Here is a 16,940-nt window from a genome sequence, read left to right as displayed (position 1 = left end):
TCATGACCGAAGCTACCCTGCCCAAGCACCACGCCGCCACCGGCAGCGAGAGGAAGGTGATCCTCGCCTCGTCGCTCGGCACCGTATTCGAATGGTACGATTTCTACCTTTACGGCCTGCTGGCAACGGTGATCTCGGCCCAGTTCTTCTCCGGCGTGAACGAAACCACCGGGTTCATCTTCGCGCTGGGGGCCTTCGCTGCGGGCTTTGCCGTCAGACCCTTCGGCGCGCTGGTTTTCGGGCGGCTGGGTGACCTGGTCGGGCGCAAGTACACCTTCCTCGTCACCATGGGGCTGATGGGCTTTGCCACTTTCACGGTGGGGATCCTGCCGACCTATGCCAGCATCGGTGTGGCCGCGCCGATCATGCTGGTGATCCTGCGACTGCTGCAGGGCCTGGCGCTAGGCGGCGAATATGGTGGCGCCGCGACTTACGTGGCCGAGCATGCCCCCAACAACAAGCGCGGGCTCTACACCAGTTTCATCCAGACCACGGCCACGCTGGGGCTGTTTGCCGCCCTGCTGGTGGTGATCGGCACCCGCATGGCCGTGGGCGAGGAAGCCTTCAAGGACTGGGGCTGGCGCGTGCCTTTCCTGATTTCCGTGGTGCTGCTGGGCGTTTCGCTGTGGATCCGAATGCAGCTGCAGGAAAGCCCGGTCTTTCAGAAGATGAAGGAGGAAGGGACCAATTCGAAGGCCCCGATCGCCGAAGCCTTCGGCCAATGGAAGAACGCCCGCTTTGCGCTGATTGCCCTGCTGGGCGCAGTCGCGGGACAGGCGGTGGTCTGGTACACGGGCCAGTTCTACGCGCTGTTCTTCCTTGAAAAGACCCTGATGGTCGATGGCGCGACCACCAATATCCTGATCGCGATTGCCCTGGCCATCGGGACGCCATTCTTCATCGTGTTCGGCTGGCTGTCTGACCGGATCGGGCGCAAGCCGATCATCCTGGCGGGCTGCGCGCTGGCAGTGTTCACCTATTTCCCGGCCTTCCATGCCCTGACCGAAGCCGCCAACCCGGCGCTGGCCCGCGCCCAGGCCATGGCCCCGGTTACCGTCATCGCCAACGATGGCGATTGCTCGTTCCAGTTCGATCCCGTCGGCAAGAACAGGTTCGACAGCAAGAGCTGCGATATCGCCAAGTCGTTCCTGGCCAAGGGTGGGATCAGCTATGCCCAGGTCGATGCTCCGGCCGGGATGGTGGCCCAGGTCACCGTGGGCGGCACCACCTTCACCGCGCCCGATCCGGCCAAGGTGACCGGGGACGAGCGCAAGGCGGCGATCGCGGCCTTCCAGCAGGAGGTAAAGGCGGCGCTGGCCGCAGCGGGCTATCCCGCCAAGGCCGATCCCGACCAGATCAACAAGCCGCTGGTGATCGCGATACTGACCTACCTGGTCCTGCTGGTAACCGCGGTCTACGGCCCGATCGCGGCCTTGCTGGTGGAACTGTTCCCCACCCGCATCCGCTATACGGCGATGAGCCTGCCCTATCACATCGGCAACGGCTGGTTCGGCGGCTTCCTGCCCACCACCGCCTTCGCCATGGTCGCGGCCACGGGCGACATCTATTACGGCCTGTGGTACCCGATCGTGGTGGCGGGGCTAACCGTGGTGATCGGCCTGCTGTTCCTGCCGGAAACGTTCAGGCGGAATATCGACGATTGAGGGATATGTGGCGGTGCTGTCAGTCTAATGCGAACAAGTCTCCACTGAGCAAGATGTCGCCGCCAAGACGGCGTGCGTCAGGCAGCCACAGACTGCCACTCAGCCAGCGCAGCGGAGCGATGGAGTTTGAAGGTCTGGCGGTCGACGAGGTGGCGTTCTGAAGCAAAGTGGTTGTGGAGCGAGGCGTGGATCGAGGCGAATTTCTGCAGGGTTTTCATCTGCCGGAACCTCAGCATGGCTCGCTCTCGTCGTCGGAAGGAGAGATGGCTGTTCTCAACCCTGTTGTTGGCCCATCGGCCGATCGCCTGTTTGTCACGGTTACCAAGCACGTCCATCGCAGCGCCATACGAGCGGAGGCCATCGGTAGTAATGGCCTCTACAGGGCCGTGCCGCTTCAGGGCTTTCTTCATGAAGGCCAGAGCTGCCTTTTTGTCGCGGGTCTTGGTGACGTAGCTTTCCAGTATCTCGCCTTCCTGGTCGACGGCGCGCCAAAGGTAATGCAGCTCCCCGCCAATCTTCACGTACATCTCGTCGAGATGCCAGTTCCAGTGCTTGAAGCCTCGCATCCGGGACACTCGTTGCAGGCGGATATCCGCTGCGAACATCGGACCGAACCGGTTCCACCAAAACCGCACGGTCTCATGACAGATGTCGATCCCGCGCTCGAACAGCAGATCCTCAACGTTCCGCAACGAGAGGGGAAACCGCACATACATCATCACCACGAGGCGGATTACCTCGGGCGAGGAGTTAAAGTAGCGGAACGGACTGGTGGGCTTGCGGGGACGGGCCATCCCCCCTTCCCTAGCTCCCACCTCATAACATGTCAGGCGGTGTATTTGCTCTGACAATGCCCTCTCTACTGCAGTCGGGTTAACCTGACAACGCTGGCCCGGTCAGCCGCCGCTCGAGATAGACCGCCCCGCCACCCAGCGTGACCAGTTGGCCGGCATCGGCATCCGGGATGTCGATGCCCAGTCGAAGGCTCAGCGCCACCACCAGGTTGAAGATATCCATCGAATCGAGATCGAGCGCCTTGCGCAGGTCCTCACCGTCGCCAAGCGTGGCGGCTTCAACCTCCGGTGCAATATTGCCGATCTCCTCGACTATCATGGCGCGCAGATCGGTGCGGTTCATAACTTGTGAGGCTCCTGCAGCAGTTCGGCAATCCGGCCCAGCAGCAGCGCACCGCGATGCCCGTCATTGGCCCGGTGATCGGCCCCCAGGGTCACGGTCATCACTGGTCGCGGCTCGATCCTATCGTCCACCACCCAGGGCTGTTGCCTGATGGTCCCGAAGCCGATGATCGCGACTTGTGGCGGGTAGATTACCGGCAGCAGCAGATCGACGCCGCGTTCGCCCAAGCTTGATATGGTTACCGTCGGGTCCGAAAGCTCGGAAGAGCGGAACTCGCCGCGCCGCACCCGCAAGGTTAGATCGCGCAGCCGGTGCATCAGTTCGGGCAAGGCCAGTTGCCCGGTCTCGCGGATCGCGGGAGCCGCCAGCCCGCCACCGCGAATGGCGATCGCGAAGCCGATGTGAATGGCTTCGCTCGGCGTGAAGCCTTCGCCATCGTGAAAACCGTTGAACTCGGGAAAATCGGGCAGGGCCAGCGCGGTTGCCCGGATCAGCAGGGCCGCCATCAGCAGCCGGTCCGCTGGCAGCCGCGCCGCGTTGTAATCGGCGAGGAACGTCAGGGCGGCCGACGCGTCGAAGCTGTGACTCAGGTAGTAATGCGGGATCTCGCGCTTCGAACGCGCCATGGCGGCAGCGATGGCCCGGCGCATCTGGGCCGGATCGATGCCCTCGCGATGTTTGGGTCGGCTGGAGAAGGTCGCGACATCGGCGCGCTGGATCGCCCCGCCGGGACCGGTGCCCTGGACCAGCGAGAGGTCGATGCCGCGCTCGCCTGCCAGCCAGCGTGCGGCTGGCGACGCGCGCAGCGCTGCCGTTGTCGGTGCTTCCTTGGGGGCTTCCCGTGCGGTGGACGGCGGTCTTGGCGCGGATGGGGCTGGCGGCGGCGGTGGAGCCAGGACCGGGACAGGGGCGGGGGGTGAAGCGGGGGGTGGCTCGATCCTGTCGCGGCCGACAATCGTCGCCAGCGGGGTTCCGACCGGGACCTCGGTGCCTTCCGCTACCAGCAGTGCGCCGATCCACCCGTCCTCGAAGATTTCGACCTCGATCGCGCCCTTGTCGGTTTCGACCACCGCGACGATATCGCCGCGCCTGACCTCGTCGCCGGGGTGCTTCAGCCACTCGACCAATGTCCCTGCCGCCATGTCGGCACCAAGCGAAGGCATGGTGAAGGTCCCCATCGCCTCAGCGCCCCATGACCTGCCGCGCGGCAGCGACAATGCCTGCGATGCTCGGCAGCGCGGCTTCCTCCAGATGCCGGGGATAGGGGATCGGCACCTCGGCGCTGCACACCCGGGCCAGCGGCGCATCGAGCTGCCAGAAGGCCCCTTCGATAATCCGCGCCATGATTTCCGCCGAAATCCCGCCAGACCGCCAGCCCTCATCGACGATCAAGGCACGGCGGGTCTTGCCCAGACTTGCCAGGATGGTGCCCTCGTCGAGCGGGCGCAGGACCCGCAGGTCAATCACTTCAACCGATATGCCCAGCGCATCGAGCTGTTCGGCTGCGACCATGGTCTTGCCGAGCGAACCGCCATAAGTGATCAGGCTGAGATCGCTGCCTGGCCGACGGATGGCCGCCCGGTCAATGTCGAGCACCTGGCCTTCGTCGATCTCCGCGGCCTCATTGTAAAGCAGCGCATTCTCGAAGATCAGCACCGGGTCGGGATCGGCCAGCGCTGGGGCCAGCATGCCGCGCGCGTCCTGCACCGTCGCCGGGGCCAGCACGCGCAGGCCGGGGATATGGGCGAACCAGCCTTCAAGGCTGTGCGAATGCTGTGCCGCCAGTTGCCGACCCCCGCCGGTCGCCAGCCGGATCACCAGCGGCACGGTGAACTGCCCGCCCGACATGTGGCGCAGGGTTGCGGCCGTGTTCATGATCTGGTCGAGCGCGAGCAAGGCGAAGTTGCAGGTCATCAGCTCAACAATCGGCCGCAGCCCGCCCAGCGCCGCGCCGATCCCCGCACCGGTGAAGGCGCTTTCCGACAGCGGTGTGTCGCGGATCCGCTCCGGTCCGAACTCCTCGAGCAGCCCCTTGCTGACCGCGTAGCAGCCGCCATAGTGGCCGACATCCTCACCCATCAGGAACACGCGCTCATCCGCAAGCATGGCCTCGCGGATCGCTGCCCGCATGGCGTCGCGATAGGTCATGGTCGTCATGCTCTGGCCTCCGCGCCAACGTGCCGCAGCAGGTCTTCGACCGCTTCCAGGGTGCCCGCCTCGGCAAAGGCGATGGCGGCTGCGACCTCGTCCGCCACCTCCGCCTCGATCGTTGCAACATCGGCCTCATGCAGTTCCCCTGCGGCGATGGCCCAATCGCGAAAGCGCGGGATCGGATCGTGGTGCATCCAATCCTCCACCTCGGCCTTGGCGCGATAGAGCTGCGGATCGTACATCGAATGGGCCCGGAACCGGTAAGTGCGGCACTCGAGGAAGCGCGGTCCCTCACCGGCGCGGAGTGCGGCAACCGCCCGTCGCGTGGCCGCCTCGACTGCGACGACGTCCATCCCGTCGACCGCCTCGGCCAGGATGCGATAGCTTTCCGCCTTGCGGGCAATGTCGGTTTCAGCCTCTGAAATAGCCAGCGCGGTGCCCATGGCGTAGAGGTTGTTCTCGCACACGAACAGCACTGGCAGGCGCCACAGCGCGGCGAGGTTCAGGCTTTCGTGGAACTCGCCCTCGGCCACCGCACCCTCGCCGAAGAAGCAAACTGTCAGGCCGGTGCGCCCTTGCATCTGCTCGGCCAGCGCCAGCCCCACAGCCAGCGGCAAGCCGCCACCGACGATGGCGTTGCCGCCATAGAAGCGCGTGGCAGCATCGAACAGGTGCATGGAGCCGCCCCGTCCACCGCTGCATCCTTCGCGCTTGCCGAACATCTCGGCCATGATCGCGCGCGGGTCGATCCCGCGCGCCAGGGCATGGCCATGCTCGCGATAGGTGGCGACCACCGCATCCTGTGGCTCCAGCGCCTGCATCACCCCCGTCGCGATAGCTTCCTCACCGATATAGAGGTGCAGGAACCCGCGGATCTTCTCCTTCGTGTAAAGTTCCGCGCATTTTTCCTCGAAGCGGCGAATTCGCAGCATCTGGCGCAGCAGTTCACGGCAATGCGGCGCGTCGAGCCTGACTTTCACGCCACTCATGCCGGGTTCTCCAGGGTCGACAGGTCGCCTTCGGGCAGCCCCAGTTCGCGCGCGCGCAGCAGGCGGCGCATGATCTTGCCCGAACGGGTGCGCGGCAGGTCGGCGCGGATCTCGACCTGCCGCGGGGCAATCGCCGCACCGAGCCGCTTGCGGGCATGGCCGAGCAGTTCCCTGCTCAGGGCCTCGCCCGGGACCTGGCCCTGCCTGAGGGTGACGAAGGCCTTGACCACCTCGCCCGCGCGTTCGTCCGGGATGCCGATGGCAGCAGCTTCGGCCACTGCCGGATGCTCCAGCAGGCAGGCCTCGACCTCGGTCGGGCCGATCAGGTGCCCGGCCGACTTGATCACGTCGTCGGCCCGCCCGGCGAACCAGAAATAGCCATCGTCATCGCGCCGGGCGAGATCGCCGGTCAGGTACCAGCCATCCCTGAAGCAGGCGGCATAGCGCGCCGCCTCGCCCAGATAAGCGCGGAACATGGATGGCCAACCAGGGCGCAAGGCCAGTTGCCCGGTCACCATCGCGCCGGTGAGCGGGACAACCTTTTCGCCTTCGATCGCGACGATCGCGGCCTCGACACCGGGGATCGGCTTGCCCATCGAGCCGGGCTTCACGTCCATGCCGGCGAAGTTCGCGACCATGATCCCGCCGGTCTCGGTCTGCCACCAGTTGTCGTGGAACGGATGGCCCAGCACCTCGCGGCCCCAGATCACGGCTTCGGCATTGAGCGGTTCGCCCACGCTGGCCATGAAGCGCAGGCGGGAGAGGTCATGGCGGCTGGGTAGCTCGTTTCCGGCCTTGACCAGGAGGCGGATCGCGGTCGGCGCGGTGTACCATACCGTGACCTGTTCGCGCTCCAGCGTCTGGTACCAGCGCGCGGCGTCGAACTCCGCCTCATCGAGCATCATGGTGACGCGGTTGGTCAGCGGGGCGATGATGCCATAGGAGGTGCCGGTGACCCAGCCGGGATCGGCCGTGCACCAGAACACGTCGCCGGGACGCAGATCGAGCACCAGCCGCCCGGTGGCATGGTGCGCCACCACTGCTTCGTGGACATGCACCGCGCCCTTCGGCTTGCCGGTGGTTCCGCTGGTAAAGTGGAGCAGCGCCATGTCATCCGGCGAGGTCGAGGCGATGGTAAAGTCGCTCGCGGTGCCGGCCAGCGCCGCACCAAGATCGATCGTGCCTTCAGGCTCCGCGCCAGCCCCGTCTGTCAGGAGCACGTGACGCAGGCTGGGCAGATCGCTGCGCCACGGCTGCACCTTCCTGGCATAGTCCGCGGTCGTGGTGACCAGTACCGAAGCCTCGCCGATCGTCATTCGGGCGCGCACCGGTTCGGGCCCGAAGGCCGAATAGAGCGGGCAGAATACTCCGCCCGCCTTCATGGTGCCGAGCGCCGCAATGATCGTTGCGGGCACCCGGCCCAGCAGCGCGAAGACTCGCACCCCCTTGCCGTGGCCCAGGTCGGTCAGCAGTCGGGCAAACCGGTCGGTCTCACGCTTCAGATCGTCATAAGTGAAAGTGCGCCGCGCGCCGTCCCGCCCCAGCCAGCGCAGGGCTTCATCGGCACCGTGTCCCTGCGCCACATGGCGATCAACGGCTTCATGGGCGATATTGATCCCGCCACCGGGCAAGCCATCGATCCACTGGCGATAGGTTGACCAATCGAACCCGGACTGCGCCGGATCGCCGGGCAGGTTGGCAGCTGCCCGCTCGGCGCGCGACTTGTGCAGGATCGGCTGACTATCGGCCTTGGTCATGGTTTCACCCTGATGCCAATCGGGCAGGACTTACCGCAGTTTGGCGACCGGCAAATTGATCCCGATCAGCCCGGCGGACACCACAGCCCGGACCGGATCGCGCGGCTACCCCGTATTATTCCGAACTTGGCCGACGGTCGGAAAGCATAGCTAGATCATCGAAACATAATCCACGCGGGGAGAGCGCCATGCTTTGCCAAGTGCAACACGCCGCCAGTTCGCGGGCCATCGTCATGCCGGCAAGCGCTGGCGAAGTACTCTTTCTCGAAGGCGATCCCTGCGAGCGCGTGATCGAGCTGCGGCGCGGGATCGCCCGGGGTGTGAGCATTTCCGCCGATGGCGAACGCCAGGTGACGGCGTTCTTCTTTCCCGGCGACCAGATCGGCTTGCCAATCGCCGAAGCCTATCGCTTCACGGCTGAAGCGGTGACCGAACTTGGCTACGTCTGCCATTCACGCCAGAGCTGGAGCGAGGCGCTGATCCGCAGTTGCCGCGAGCAGGGCGGCCTGTTGTCGTCGATCTGCGCCGAACAGGACCCGATCTTCCGCCGCGGCATCATCATCGGTCGACACGGGGTGCTCGTGCGGATTTGCGCGTTCCTGCGTTCGATCATCGATCGCCTGCCTGTGACGCCGGAAGGCGATCTGGTCTTTCCCCTGCCGCAGATCGACATTGCGGGCTATCTCGCCACTGCGCCGGAATCGGTTTGCCGGGGCTTTCGCCAGTTGCGGGAAAGCGGGATCATCGCAGTGCCGGGCCGGGACCGCCTGACGATCCTTGACCGATCGGCAATCGTCCGGATTGCCAGCGGAGCCTGCCAGCGATCGTTCTGAAAGCGATCGGGCCAACCGAGGGCCCCGCCGACCCGTGCAGCGATGCTACCGGGGGTTGTTCAACCTGGCGGTGCTGTCAGTCTAATCGCAGCGTGTCTCCGATTGGCGGAGCTGAGGCTTTGAGTGCGAGGGCTCAGGCCATAAGGCTCTGCCACTCGGCCAGAGCGACCGAGCGGCGTTCTTTGTAAGTCTGTCGATCTACGAGATGACGTTCCTGGTTGAAGTGGTTGTGCACGTTGGCGTGGACTGAGGCGAACTTCTGTGGCGACTTCATCCGCCTGAAGCGGAGCATCGCCCGCTCCCGTCGTCGGAACGAGAGGTGGCTGTTCTCGACCCTGTTATTGGCCCAGCGGCCGATCTCCTGTTTGTCCGCGTTGCCAAGCTCATGCATCGCCGCCTTGTACGAGCGCAGGCCATCGGTGGTGATCCTCTCGGGTGATCCATGACGCCTTAGCGCCTTCTTCATGAAGGCCAGCGCAGCCGCCTTGTCACGTGACTTCGTCACGAAACTCTCGAGGATCTCACCCTCCTGATCGACCGCGCGCCACAGGTAGACCATCTCGCCACCAAGCTTTACGTACATCTCGTCAAGATGCCAGCGCCACTGCCGGAAGCCGCGCACCCGGCTCACGCGCTGCCGACGGATGTCACCAGCGAACAGCGGGCCGAACCGGTTCCACCACATGCGCACGGTCTCGTGGCAGATGTTGATCCCGCGCTCGAACAGCAAGTCCTCGACGTTCCGCAAGCTCAGGGGAAACCTGACATACATCATCACCACAAGGCGGATCACCTCGGGCGAGGAGTTGAAATAGCGGAACGGGCTGGCAGGTTTGCGGGGACGAGGCATCGACCGGCCCTACCCCGCGTCTTAACTCATGTCAGGCGGTGCATTTGCTCTGACAGGACCCTGGCTCGTGTTGCTTTCGATATAACTTAAGCTGGAGAGGGAGCGTCTCCCAACCAACTCTCTTTCAATTATGCTATTGATATTACATGTTTAAATGTTCCCGCCCAAAACGCGATTGTACGCCTTCAAGGTATTTCGGACTGCGTCTTGAAAAACTCCCAAACACGTTCAGCGCCGTCAAAAGACTGGATGGGATTGTTACCCTGTCGCCGACCGCGCGTCCCTGGCCAGCCATGGCCTCCAACGTCATCGACTATTGAGATCGTGACAGCGCCATTTGGCGCGGCCCGATAAACAGACGTGGTCACCGACCCACTTCGGGTAATCACAGGCGGCATCAGTGAGCGGTTAGCAGCGGTCCAGAACTGAACCGTTTCGGCCAACGGCTTATAGGGTGCCGCCTGATTGCGCGAAACGAGCGGATTTCGGCTGAAGCCGCCTTCGGAGGGAACCTCATTATCTTGCCCACCGTTGATGAGCATGATCGGCAGCGGTCTGCTGGGCTTCGTGTCAAAGCTGAACATCGCACCCACGACTGGCGCGATAGCTGCCAAACGCTCGGCGCGCTGGGTGGCATAGACCAAGGTCATCATTGCTCCGTTTGAGCCGCCGGTCATGAAGATCTTTCGGGGATCTGCACCGTGATCCCGGATGAGGAGGTCGATCAGGGCATCAAGGTAAGCAATATCATTGGCTTGACCGACCTGCCGACGCATCAGGAAGCCTGTGTTCCATGCGTGCCGTCCCGGCGCCCATTCCGTCCCTTCCGGGTAGACGACGGTGAAACCCTCCAAGACCGCGAGCCCATCAAACCCGCTTCGCTCTCGCTGAGCATCCGCGCTTCCCTGGCCTCCATGCAGCACGATCACGACAGGAGAATTGCGGCCAGGCCCAAGATCATTGACCACAACGGCACGTCGTTGAGTGCCTTCAACTGCAACCGAAATCTCGCGCGAATTTTGCGCGTAAGCCGGGTGGAAGGCGAGCGCTAATGCGGAAAAAATGGCTATGACACCGACTAATAGCATAACGGCCCATAGTCTGACTTGGGTTGAGCCATTCCAACGACTTTGAATCCGGCCAGAAGCTGGCATACCGCACCGACAACCTCAGCACGCCAATCGGCCTCGTCCATCATTCTGAATCGCGCCATCTCGCCTAAGGTAACATAACCGTGCATCAGTACCCATACGCGAAAGGCCATGGCCAAGGCGAGGTCTGCAGGTTGGTCCGGCGGCAAGAGCCGACCCAATGTGGCAGCAAGGCGCTCGATCGCGGCCTTGGCGATCGGCTCCAACGTACCGCTGTCACCAAGCTGGCTCCGGTCCATCCCGAACATGAGCTGGTAATGAGCGCGGTGGTCGCGGTGGAAATTGATGTAGCGATTGACCAGCAGCCCAACGAGGTCGCTCTCGCCGGCAGATTGGGCCGGGATGTCGGCCGCATCGCCGAGCCGGGCGAAGCCATCGGCATAAAGCGCAAGCAGGATCCCGCGCTTGCCCTTGAAGTGGCTGTAAACACCGATCGTGGATAGCCCCGCCCGCGCGGCAATGGCCCGAACGCTCAGCCCCGCCAGCCCGGCTTCGGCAAAGATCGCATGGGCCGCGTCCAGAATCCGCTGGCGGTTGTTGGAATCGGTAGACATGCCGCTTGATTAAGCATAACATTGTTATATACAAGCGTCGTCTCCCTCCCAGACCGGTTCCGACATGCTGCTTCGCTTCCTGGCCGTCCTGCTGCTGCCATTTGTCATGGCCTGCTCGAACAAGACCGAAACAACCCCTGCAACCGAGCCTCTCGCGGTTCGGGTCGCGCAAGTCGGTGCGGACAATGCCGGCGATGCCGTTGAAACCGCCGGGACCGTTGCCTTGCGCGAGGAAACCACCCTTGCCTTCACCTCGGGCGGGCGGATTGCCAGGATCCTGGTGAATGAAGGCGATCCGGTCCGCCGTGGGCAATTGTTGGCAACGCTGGACGTGACGCCGGTCAGCTCAGGCCTCGATGCGGCGATTGCCGAGCAGAACCGGGCCCGGGCGGAGCTGCGCCGGCTGGAGCCGCTGATGGACAAGGGCTGGATTACCCGTCCCCGCTATGAAGCGGCGGTGGCGGCCGCGCAGTCCGCCGATGCGGCGGTCAAGGCGCAGCGCTTCGCGCTCGATACGGCACGGATCGTTGCCAGCGGCGATGGCGTGGTCCTGGCCCGTCCCGCCGAACCTGGCCAGATCGTGGCGCAGGGCATGCCGGTGCTGGTCATCGGCCAGGCATCTAGCGGGTTTGTGCTGCGCGCGCCGCTGAGCGACCGCGAGGCGGTCCGGCTAGCGCGCGGAGCTCCCGCCCGCGTCGTGCTCGAGGCCCTTGATGGCGAACCGCTGACGGGATCTGTGCTGGAACTGGGCAGCCGGGCCGACCGCGCCACCGGAACGTTTCAGGTCGAAATCGCGTTGGCGCCCGATCCGCGCTTGCGCTCGGGCCTGATCGGACGCGCATCGATCACCGCCAGCCCACCCGCCGGGGGCGCCACATCCCTGCTGGTTCCCCCACTGGCCATCTTCGGCGCCCGCGCGGGCGAGGGATTTGTCTACGTCCTCGATGCGCAGAACCGGGTCCGGTTGCGCAAGGTACGGCTGGGCGAAGCCGAAGATGGCGGCGTTAATGTGCTTGCCGGCCTGAAACCCGGCGACTGGGTGGCCATCGCCGCGCTGGACCGACTGCAGGACGGAATGGCTGTTCGTCCCGAAAGGCGCCGCCAGTGAACCTCGCCGCCCTGGCAGTCAGGCGCTGGCAGATCACGCTGGTCGGATTCCTACTGCTCGCGATCCTTGGCCTCAACGCCTTCCTGTCGATCCCGCGTTCGGTCGATCCGCACTTTCCGATCGAAACCACGATCGTCACCGTCCAGCTTCCCGGGGCGGACGCCGCCGAAATGGAAGAGACCGTCGCCCGCCCGATCGAGGACGTGTTGCAGGGCCTCGACAATGTCCGCGAGATCACCTCGACCAGCAGCGACGGCTCGGCCGTCATCGTGGTCAACTTCATTTATGGCACCGATGCCGAAACCGCGCTGGATCGCACCGTCCGGGAAGTCAACGCGATCCGCAGCCGCCTTCCGGGCGGGATTGCGGCGCTCAACTTTCGGCGGCCGCGTACGACCGAGGCCTCGATCCTGCAGCTTGCGCTGGTTCATGACGGATCGAGCTGGCGGCGGGTCGAAAAGTATGCAGGCGATCTGCGCGACCGGCTGAACGTCGTGCCAGGGGTCCGGGCCACGGTCATCTCGGGCCTCCCGGAACCGGAAATGCGGGTCGCGCTTGATCCGGGCAAGCTGGCGGAGCTGCGCATCCCGCCGGCTCTGGTTGCGAGTGCCCTCGCCAATGGCGGGATCGACCTGCCCGGTGGTGCCGTCCAATCCGCTGGACGCCGCTTCAACGTCGATGCGGGCGGAGCCTATCGTCGGCCAGAAGATATCGCCGCGATCGTCCTGCGCGCCGGGGACGGGCGCATCGTGCGGGTTGGTGATGTCGCCACGGTCGGCTGGGCCGAGGCCGAGCAGCTCCACGTCACCCGCTTCAACGGCCAGCCCGCGGTATTCGTTTCGGTAAAACAGAAGGACGGGGTCGATGCCACGACGCTGCGCCAGGATCTCGACGTCGCAGTGGCCGCTTTTCGTCCGCAACTGCCGCCCGACATGCGGCTGGAAACCGGCTTTGACCAAAGCCGCGATATCGAACGGCGGCTTGGCCAGCTGACGACTGACTTTGCCATTGCCCTGGCATTGGTGCTCGTCACGCTCTTGCCACTGGGGACGCGCGCCTCCTTCGTGGTCATGATCTCGATCCCGCTGTCCCTGGCGATCGGGGTGCTGGTGCTGTTCCAGTTGGGCTACTCACTCAACCAGATCAGCATTTCCGGCTTCATCATCTCGCTTGGCTTGCTGGTGGACGATTCGATCGTGGTGGTCGAAAACATCGAGCGGCACATCCGTGATGGCGACCCGCCCGAGGAGGCCGCGATAAACGGCACGCGAGAGATTGCCATGGCGGTGCTGGGTTCCACCGGGGTGCTGCTGTTCGCCTTCCTGCCGCTGGCCAATCTGCCCGAGGGATCAGGCGATTTCGTGCGCGGCCTGCCGCTGGCCGTGCTGGCGACCGTATCGGCATCGCTGCTGGTCTCAATGACAATTGTTCCGTTCTTCGCGAGCAGGATTCTGAAAAGCGGGCACGGGCCAGAAGGGAACCGCTTCCTCAAGGCGCTGAACGGCGGGATCGAACGGTTCTATCGCCCGATCCTGCACTGGGCGCTGGATAATCCGCGCCGCACCTTCTGGGGCGCGATGGCGGCCTGCGTCGCCATGTTCGCCACGGTGCCGCTCATCGGCTTCAGCCTCTTCCCAAAGGCCGACCAGCCCTATTTTATGGTCCGCGTCGAAGCGCCCGAGGGCAGCAGCGTGGTCCAGACCGACCGGATCGTGCGCGAGGTCTCCGAGATGGTTGCCGACTTCCCCGGCCTGATCGCGCGGATGGAGAACGCCGGGCGCGGCAATCCGCAGATCTTCTACAACAACATCCCGCGCGAGTTCGACACCCGTTATGGCGAGATCTTCGTCACCATCGACGAGTTCGACCCGCGCCGGACGCCCGGCCAGATCGCGGCCTTGCGGCGCAAACTGGCGGCCTTTCCGGCGGCGCGGGTGACGGTGGTTCAGTTCGACAACGGGCCGCCGGTTGAAGCGCCGCTGGCGCTGCGGATCACCGGGCCGGAATTGGGCACGATCAAGGCGCTGTCGGCCGATGTCGCGGCGATCATGCGCCGTACGAAGGGGACCCGCGACGTGGTCGATCCGCTCGCGGTTGACCGGATCGATCTGGACCTGGGCGTCGATACCGCCAAGGCGGGCCTGCTCAATGTTCCGCCCGATGCCGTGCGGCGGACCTTGCGGCTGGCCCTCAGCGGCGAGCGCGTGGCCGCTTTCCGGGATGCCGAGGGTGACAGCTATCCCGTTCGGGTGCGCTTGCCGCTGGAGCGCGAACTGCCGGTCTCCACGCTGGGCTCGATCTATGTCACGTCGCTCGATGGCGCGAGCGTGCCACTTTCGCAGCTCGCCTCGCCCCGGCTTGTTTCAGCGCCGGCCCAGATCAACCGCTACAAGCTGCAGCGGGCCAATACGGTCAGCGCCGCGGTCGAGGATGGGGTACTGCCCTCCAAACTGCTGCCGCAGATCCTCGCCGAGGTCGACAAGCTGCCCTTCCCGCCCGGCTACAGCTACTCGATCGGCGGCGAGGCCGAGGCTTCGGCACGCAGCAGTGGCGGCCTCGGCGGCGTGATCCTGCTGGCGGTGTTCGGGATTTTCGGCGTCCTGGTCGCCGAGTTCGGCCGGTTCCGCGAAGTGACCGTCGTCGCCGGGGTGATCCCACTAGGCCTGTTCGGCGGTCTCGTCGCGCTGCTACTGACCGGCTATTCGCTGAGCTTTCTAGCCGTCATCGGCTTCGTCGCCCTGATCGGGATCGAGATCAAGAACTCGATCCTGCTGGTCGACTTCACCACCCAGCTCCGTGAGCGCGGCATGGAACTGCGCGAGGCGATCGAGCGCGCGGGCGAAATCCGCTTCCTGCCGGTGCTGCTGACTTCGGTTACGGCAATTGGCGGCCTCCTGCCGCTTGCCCTGTCCGGTGCACCCCTTTACGCGCCGCTGGCCTGGGTGATCATCGGCGGTCTGATCTCGTCGACCCTACTGAGCCGGATCGTCACGCCGGTGATGTACCTGCTGCTCGTGCGTGGCCGACCGATCATCAAACCCGATGCGTGAGAGGTTTAGGGGAACGTGCGCGCTTTCAGGTCTTTTCATGACGAGTTATCCAGCAGGGCTTGATTGCGAGGCGCCCCATCACCTGCGTTGCTGAAAACCCCGAAAGGAATAGCAGGACTGCTATTGACCGTGAGTGGAGACTTGGATGGAGTCGGTAGCACTGGCTCGGAAGTAGCTTCTTGGCCACCATCGAGGATATGTCGCAGGCAGCGCAAATGGAAACCACCCGGATCATTGGCGGCAAAGAGTTTTTCTCGCTATTCTTGAATGGTGGCTCACAAACCCTGCTGCGCCGTAGCGGTCTTTGATATCGCAGTTCATCAAACGCTTGGTGACGCAAATGATGGACCGATGGAACAGGAGGCAATTAGAGTGCCTATCTTGATGAACCGGCGAAGGCATCTGCTGGCGTTAGGGGCTTCGGTTGTCGGTATTCTCGGAGGAAGCTCCGCGCAAGGAAGCCCCAACCCACCGATAAGACAAAGGGACCTTCCGCTATCGCACCAGTGGGTAACGCCCAAAATCGACGGTCCTGGCCTTTCCTTCCATACCTTCTTTAGCCAGGCCTTAGGGACGCAGGTCAGCTTCCACGTCTACACTCCATCAGCCTACATCGCCGACCCGGCACGACGGTTCCCTGTTGTTTACTGGCTACACGGCTCAGGCGGCGGAGTCTCAGGCATCTCGCGATTGTCTGCACTCGCCGACGCGGCTATTGCCGCCCGGCAGGTGCCGCCTTTTCTCATTGTCTTCGTCAACGGCCTCCAGATGGGGATGTACGTCGATTGGGCGAATGGTAAGGCCCCGCTTGAGACGATCATCGTCCACGAACTCCGGCCCCACATTGATGCGAACTGGCGGACGATAGCCACTCGCGAGGGACGATTACTCGATGGCTTCAGTATGGGCGGCTACGGAGCCGGACGCTTCGGGTTGCGTTACCCGGAACTGTTTCAGAATGTATCGATGATGGGCGCTGGACCGATGCAGGAGACGCTGGAACGAACGCCGCGCGCTAGCAAAATGCAGGCTATAGATCTCCTCCGCAACGTTTATGGCGGCGGGCAGGACCGCTTCCGAGCGGTCAGCCCGCGCCGTTATGCAGAGCAGAACGCTGCCATTCTTGCCAACAGTTCGCGCCTGCGCCTGGTCATCGGAGACCAGGACGAGACCTTTGAGAATAACCGTGACTTTCACAACCACTTGGCTCGGCTGGGCATCCCACACGAATGGATCGTGCTGCCAGGCATCGGTCATGATCCGATGGGCGTAATAACTGCCTTGGGAGACCAGCATTGGGCTTTCTACCGGGAGGCCTTTGCGGCGAGGCGTGTCTGACGAAACGCGGCTATTGGTCAGACATAACGCGCCAGCAAACTCTAGCCACCTGACCATCATTTAAAATATTGATATTAAATATTTACTGTTTCCAAGATCATGAATTCCCGAGGCTACTCGGTAATCCGGCAGGATGCTGAGTCTGCGTCTCGTTCATCCAAAATTCAGGGCATTCCCCGTACTTTAGGCCGCGGAATAAAGTGGTCTTCAAGGTAAGGATTGACCGGCCCCCACCGAGTGGTCCGTGTTATTTGTTAGTGTAAAACTGCCTCCGGCGCCATGGCTGGCCGCAGGTGAAGCGAAGCGGAACCGGAGGGCAGCCATGGCGGTGTTGCCGTTTCCGGGGCCGGAGGCCGAT

General features: G+C 63.9%; 16 protein-coding genes. 6 read left to right on the top strand and 10 right to left on the bottom strand.

Annotation, left to right across the window (positions count from 1 at the left end; genetic code table 11):
* Positions 1 to 2: 2 nt before the first annotated feature.
* Positions 3 to 1,664, top strand: a complete 1,662-nt coding sequence (locus O9281_RS03115) for an MFS transporter (RefSeq protein ID WP_298182638.1) — start codon at positions 3 to 5, stop codon at positions 1,662 to 1,664.
* A gap of 77 nt (positions 1,665 to 1,741) precedes the next feature.
* On the opposite strand, the gene O9281_RS03110 is transcribed toward O9281_RS03115, so the two are convergent.
* From O9281_RS03110 to acsA, 6 genes are all read right to left on the bottom strand, one after another.
* Positions 1,742 to 2,458: an IS6 family transposase gene (locus O9281_RS03110; protein WP_298182636.1), complete on the bottom strand. Its 717-nt coding sequence runs from the start codon at positions 2,456 to 2,458 to the stop codon at positions 1,742 to 1,744.
* 79 nt (positions 2,459 to 2,537) lie between these two features.
* On the bottom strand, positions 2,538 to 2,801 hold the full coding sequence (locus tag O9281_RS03105; RefSeq protein WP_298182633.1) for an acyl carrier protein: 264 nt from the start codon (positions 2,799 to 2,801) through the stop codon (positions 2,538 to 2,540).
* Positions 2,798 to 3,964 (bottom strand): dihydrolipoamide acetyltransferase family protein, encoded by a 1,167-nt coding sequence (locus tag O9281_RS03100; RefSeq protein WP_298182631.1) that lies wholly within the window; start codon positions 3,962 to 3,964, stop codon positions 2,798 to 2,800. Before O9281_RS03100 ends, O9281_RS03105 begins: the two co-directional genes overlap by 4 nt.
* Before the next feature lie 19 nt (positions 3,965 to 3,983).
* The gene (locus O9281_RS03095) at positions 3,984 to 4,958 is read right to left on the bottom strand and encodes an alpha-ketoacid dehydrogenase subunit beta (protein WP_298182630.1); all 975 of its coding nucleotides are present in this window, start codon (positions 4,956 to 4,958) and stop codon (positions 3,984 to 3,986) included.
* Complete coding sequence (gene pdhA, locus O9281_RS03090) at positions 4,955 to 5,941, bottom strand: pyruvate dehydrogenase (acetyl-transferring) E1 component subunit alpha (protein ID WP_298182628.1); 987 nt, start codon at positions 5,939 to 5,941, stop codon at positions 4,955 to 4,957. Before pdhA ends, O9281_RS03095 begins: the two co-directional genes overlap by 4 nt.
* Positions 5,938 to 7,698, bottom strand: a complete 1,761-nt coding sequence (gene acsA / locus O9281_RS03085) for an acetate--CoA ligase (RefSeq protein ID WP_298182626.1) — start codon at positions 7,696 to 7,698, stop codon at positions 5,938 to 5,940. The genes pdhA and acsA overlap by 4 nt, the downstream gene beginning before the upstream one ends.
* Positions 7,699 to 7,931: 233 nt before the next feature.
* Between acsA and O9281_RS03080 the strand changes: the two genes are divergently transcribed.
* On the top strand, positions 7,932 to 8,531 hold the full coding sequence (locus O9281_RS03080; RefSeq protein WP_298182624.1) for a Crp/Fnr family transcriptional regulator: 600 nt from the start codon (positions 7,932 to 7,934) through the stop codon (positions 8,529 to 8,531).
* Between the two features lie 133 nt (positions 8,532 to 8,664).
* On the opposite strand, the gene O9281_RS03075 is transcribed toward O9281_RS03080, so the two are convergent.
* The 3 genes from O9281_RS03075 to O9281_RS03065 form a co-directional block, all read right to left on the bottom strand.
* The gene (locus tag O9281_RS03075; RefSeq protein ID WP_298182622.1) at positions 8,665 to 9,381 is read right to left on the bottom strand and encodes an IS6 family transposase; all 717 of its coding nucleotides are present in this window, start codon (positions 9,379 to 9,381) and stop codon (positions 8,665 to 8,667) included.
* A gap of 185 nt (positions 9,382 to 9,566) precedes the next feature.
* Positions 9,567 to 10,469, bottom strand: a complete 903-nt coding sequence (locus tag O9281_RS03070) for a PHB depolymerase family esterase (RefSeq protein WP_298182620.1) — start codon at positions 10,467 to 10,469, stop codon at positions 9,567 to 9,569.
* Entirely contained in the window at positions 10,460 to 11,086 is a 627-nt protein-coding gene (locus tag O9281_RS03065) for a TetR/AcrR family transcriptional regulator (protein ID WP_298182619.1), read from the bottom strand. Before O9281_RS03065 ends, O9281_RS03070 begins: the two co-directional genes overlap by 10 nt.
* Positions 11,087 to 11,150: 64 nt before the next feature.
* Between O9281_RS03065 and O9281_RS03060 the strand changes: the two genes are divergently transcribed.
* From O9281_RS03060 to O9281_RS03045, 4 genes are all read left to right on the top strand, one after another.
* Positions 11,151 to 12,194, top strand: coding sequence for an efflux RND transporter periplasmic adaptor subunit (locus O9281_RS03060; protein WP_298182617.1), 1,044 nt, complete (start codon positions 11,151 to 11,153; stop codon positions 12,192 to 12,194).
* Entirely contained in the window at positions 12,191 to 15,244 is a 3,054-nt protein-coding gene (locus O9281_RS03055; RefSeq protein ID WP_298182615.1) for an efflux RND transporter permease subunit, read from the top strand. The genes O9281_RS03060 and O9281_RS03055 overlap by 4 nt, the downstream gene beginning before the upstream one ends.
* 179 nt (positions 15,245 to 15,423) lie before the next feature.
* Positions 15,424 to 15,552 (top strand): hypothetical protein, encoded by a 129-nt coding sequence (locus tag O9281_RS03050; RefSeq protein WP_298182613.1) that lies wholly within the window; start codon positions 15,424 to 15,426, stop codon positions 15,550 to 15,552.
* Entirely contained in the window at positions 15,512 to 16,582 is a 1,071-nt protein-coding gene (locus O9281_RS03045) for an alpha/beta hydrolase-fold protein (RefSeq protein WP_363321443.1), read from the top strand. The genes O9281_RS03050 and O9281_RS03045 overlap by 41 nt, the downstream gene beginning before the upstream one ends.
* 254 nt (positions 16,583 to 16,836) lie before the next feature.
* Here the strand turns inward: O9281_RS03045 and O9281_RS03040 are convergent.
* Positions 16,837 to 16,940: integrase catalytic subunit (locus O9281_RS03040; protein WP_298183894.1), on the bottom strand; the 104-nt coding region annotated here is incomplete at its 5' end.

Origin of the sequence: Novosphingobium sp. (assembly GCF_027531025.1) — a bacterium.
Lineage (GTDB): Bacteria > Pseudomonadota > Alphaproteobacteria > Sphingomonadales > Sphingomonadaceae > Novosphingobium.
The sequence above is the reverse complement of the archived record's forward strand: the minus strand, read 5'-3'. Positions and strand labels throughout refer to the sequence as shown.

Excerpts from the sequence above, each read along its gene's own strand:
- O9281_RS03070 (WP_298182620.1), bottom strand. The coding sequence starts at position 10,469 with ATGCTATTAGTCGGTGTCATAGCCATTTTTTCCGCATTAGCGCTCGCC.
- O9281_RS03065 (WP_298182619.1), bottom strand. The coding sequence starts at position 11,086 with ATGTCTACCGATTCCAACAACCGCCAGCGGATTCTGGACGCGGCCCAT.
- O9281_RS03100 (WP_298182631.1), bottom strand. The coding sequence starts at position 3,964 with ATGCCTTCGCTTGGTGCCGACATGGCGGCAGGGACATTGGTCGAGTGG.
- O9281_RS03075 (WP_298182622.1), bottom strand. The coding sequence starts at position 9,381 with ATGCCTCGTCCCCGCAAACCTGCCAGCCCGTTCCGCTATTTCAACTCC.
- O9281_RS03060 (WP_298182617.1), top strand. The coding sequence starts at position 11,151 with ATGCTGCTTCGCTTCCTGGCCGTCCTGCTGCTGCCATTTGTCATGGCC.
- O9281_RS03105 (WP_298182633.1), bottom strand. The coding sequence starts at position 2,801 with ATGAACCGCACCGATCTGCGCGCCATGATAGTCGAGGAGATCGGCAAT.
- O9281_RS03110 (WP_298182636.1), bottom strand. The coding sequence starts at position 2,458 with ATGGCCCGTCCCCGCAAGCCCACCAGTCCGTTCCGCTACTTTAACTCC.
- O9281_RS03045 (WP_363321443.1), top strand. The coding sequence starts at position 15,512 with ATGGTGGCTCACAAACCCTGCTGCGCCGTAGCGGTCTTTGATATCGCA.
- O9281_RS03095 (WP_298182630.1), bottom strand. The coding sequence starts at position 4,958 with ATGACGACCATGACCTATCGCGACGCCATGCGGGCAGCGATCCGCGAG.
- acsA (WP_298182626.1), bottom strand. The coding sequence starts at position 7,698 with ATGACCAAGGCCGATAGTCAGCCGATCCTGCACAAGTCGCGCGCCGAG.
- O9281_RS03080 (WP_298182624.1), top strand. The coding sequence starts at position 7,932 with ATGCCGGCAAGCGCTGGCGAAGTACTCTTTCTCGAAGGCGATCCCTGC.
- pdhA (WP_298182628.1), bottom strand. The coding sequence starts at position 5,941 with ATGAGTGGCGTGAAAGTCAGGCTCGACGCGCCGCATTGCCGTGAACTG.
- O9281_RS03115 (WP_298182638.1), top strand. The coding sequence starts at position 3 with ATGACCGAAGCTACCCTGCCCAAGCACCACGCCGCCACCGGCAGCGAG.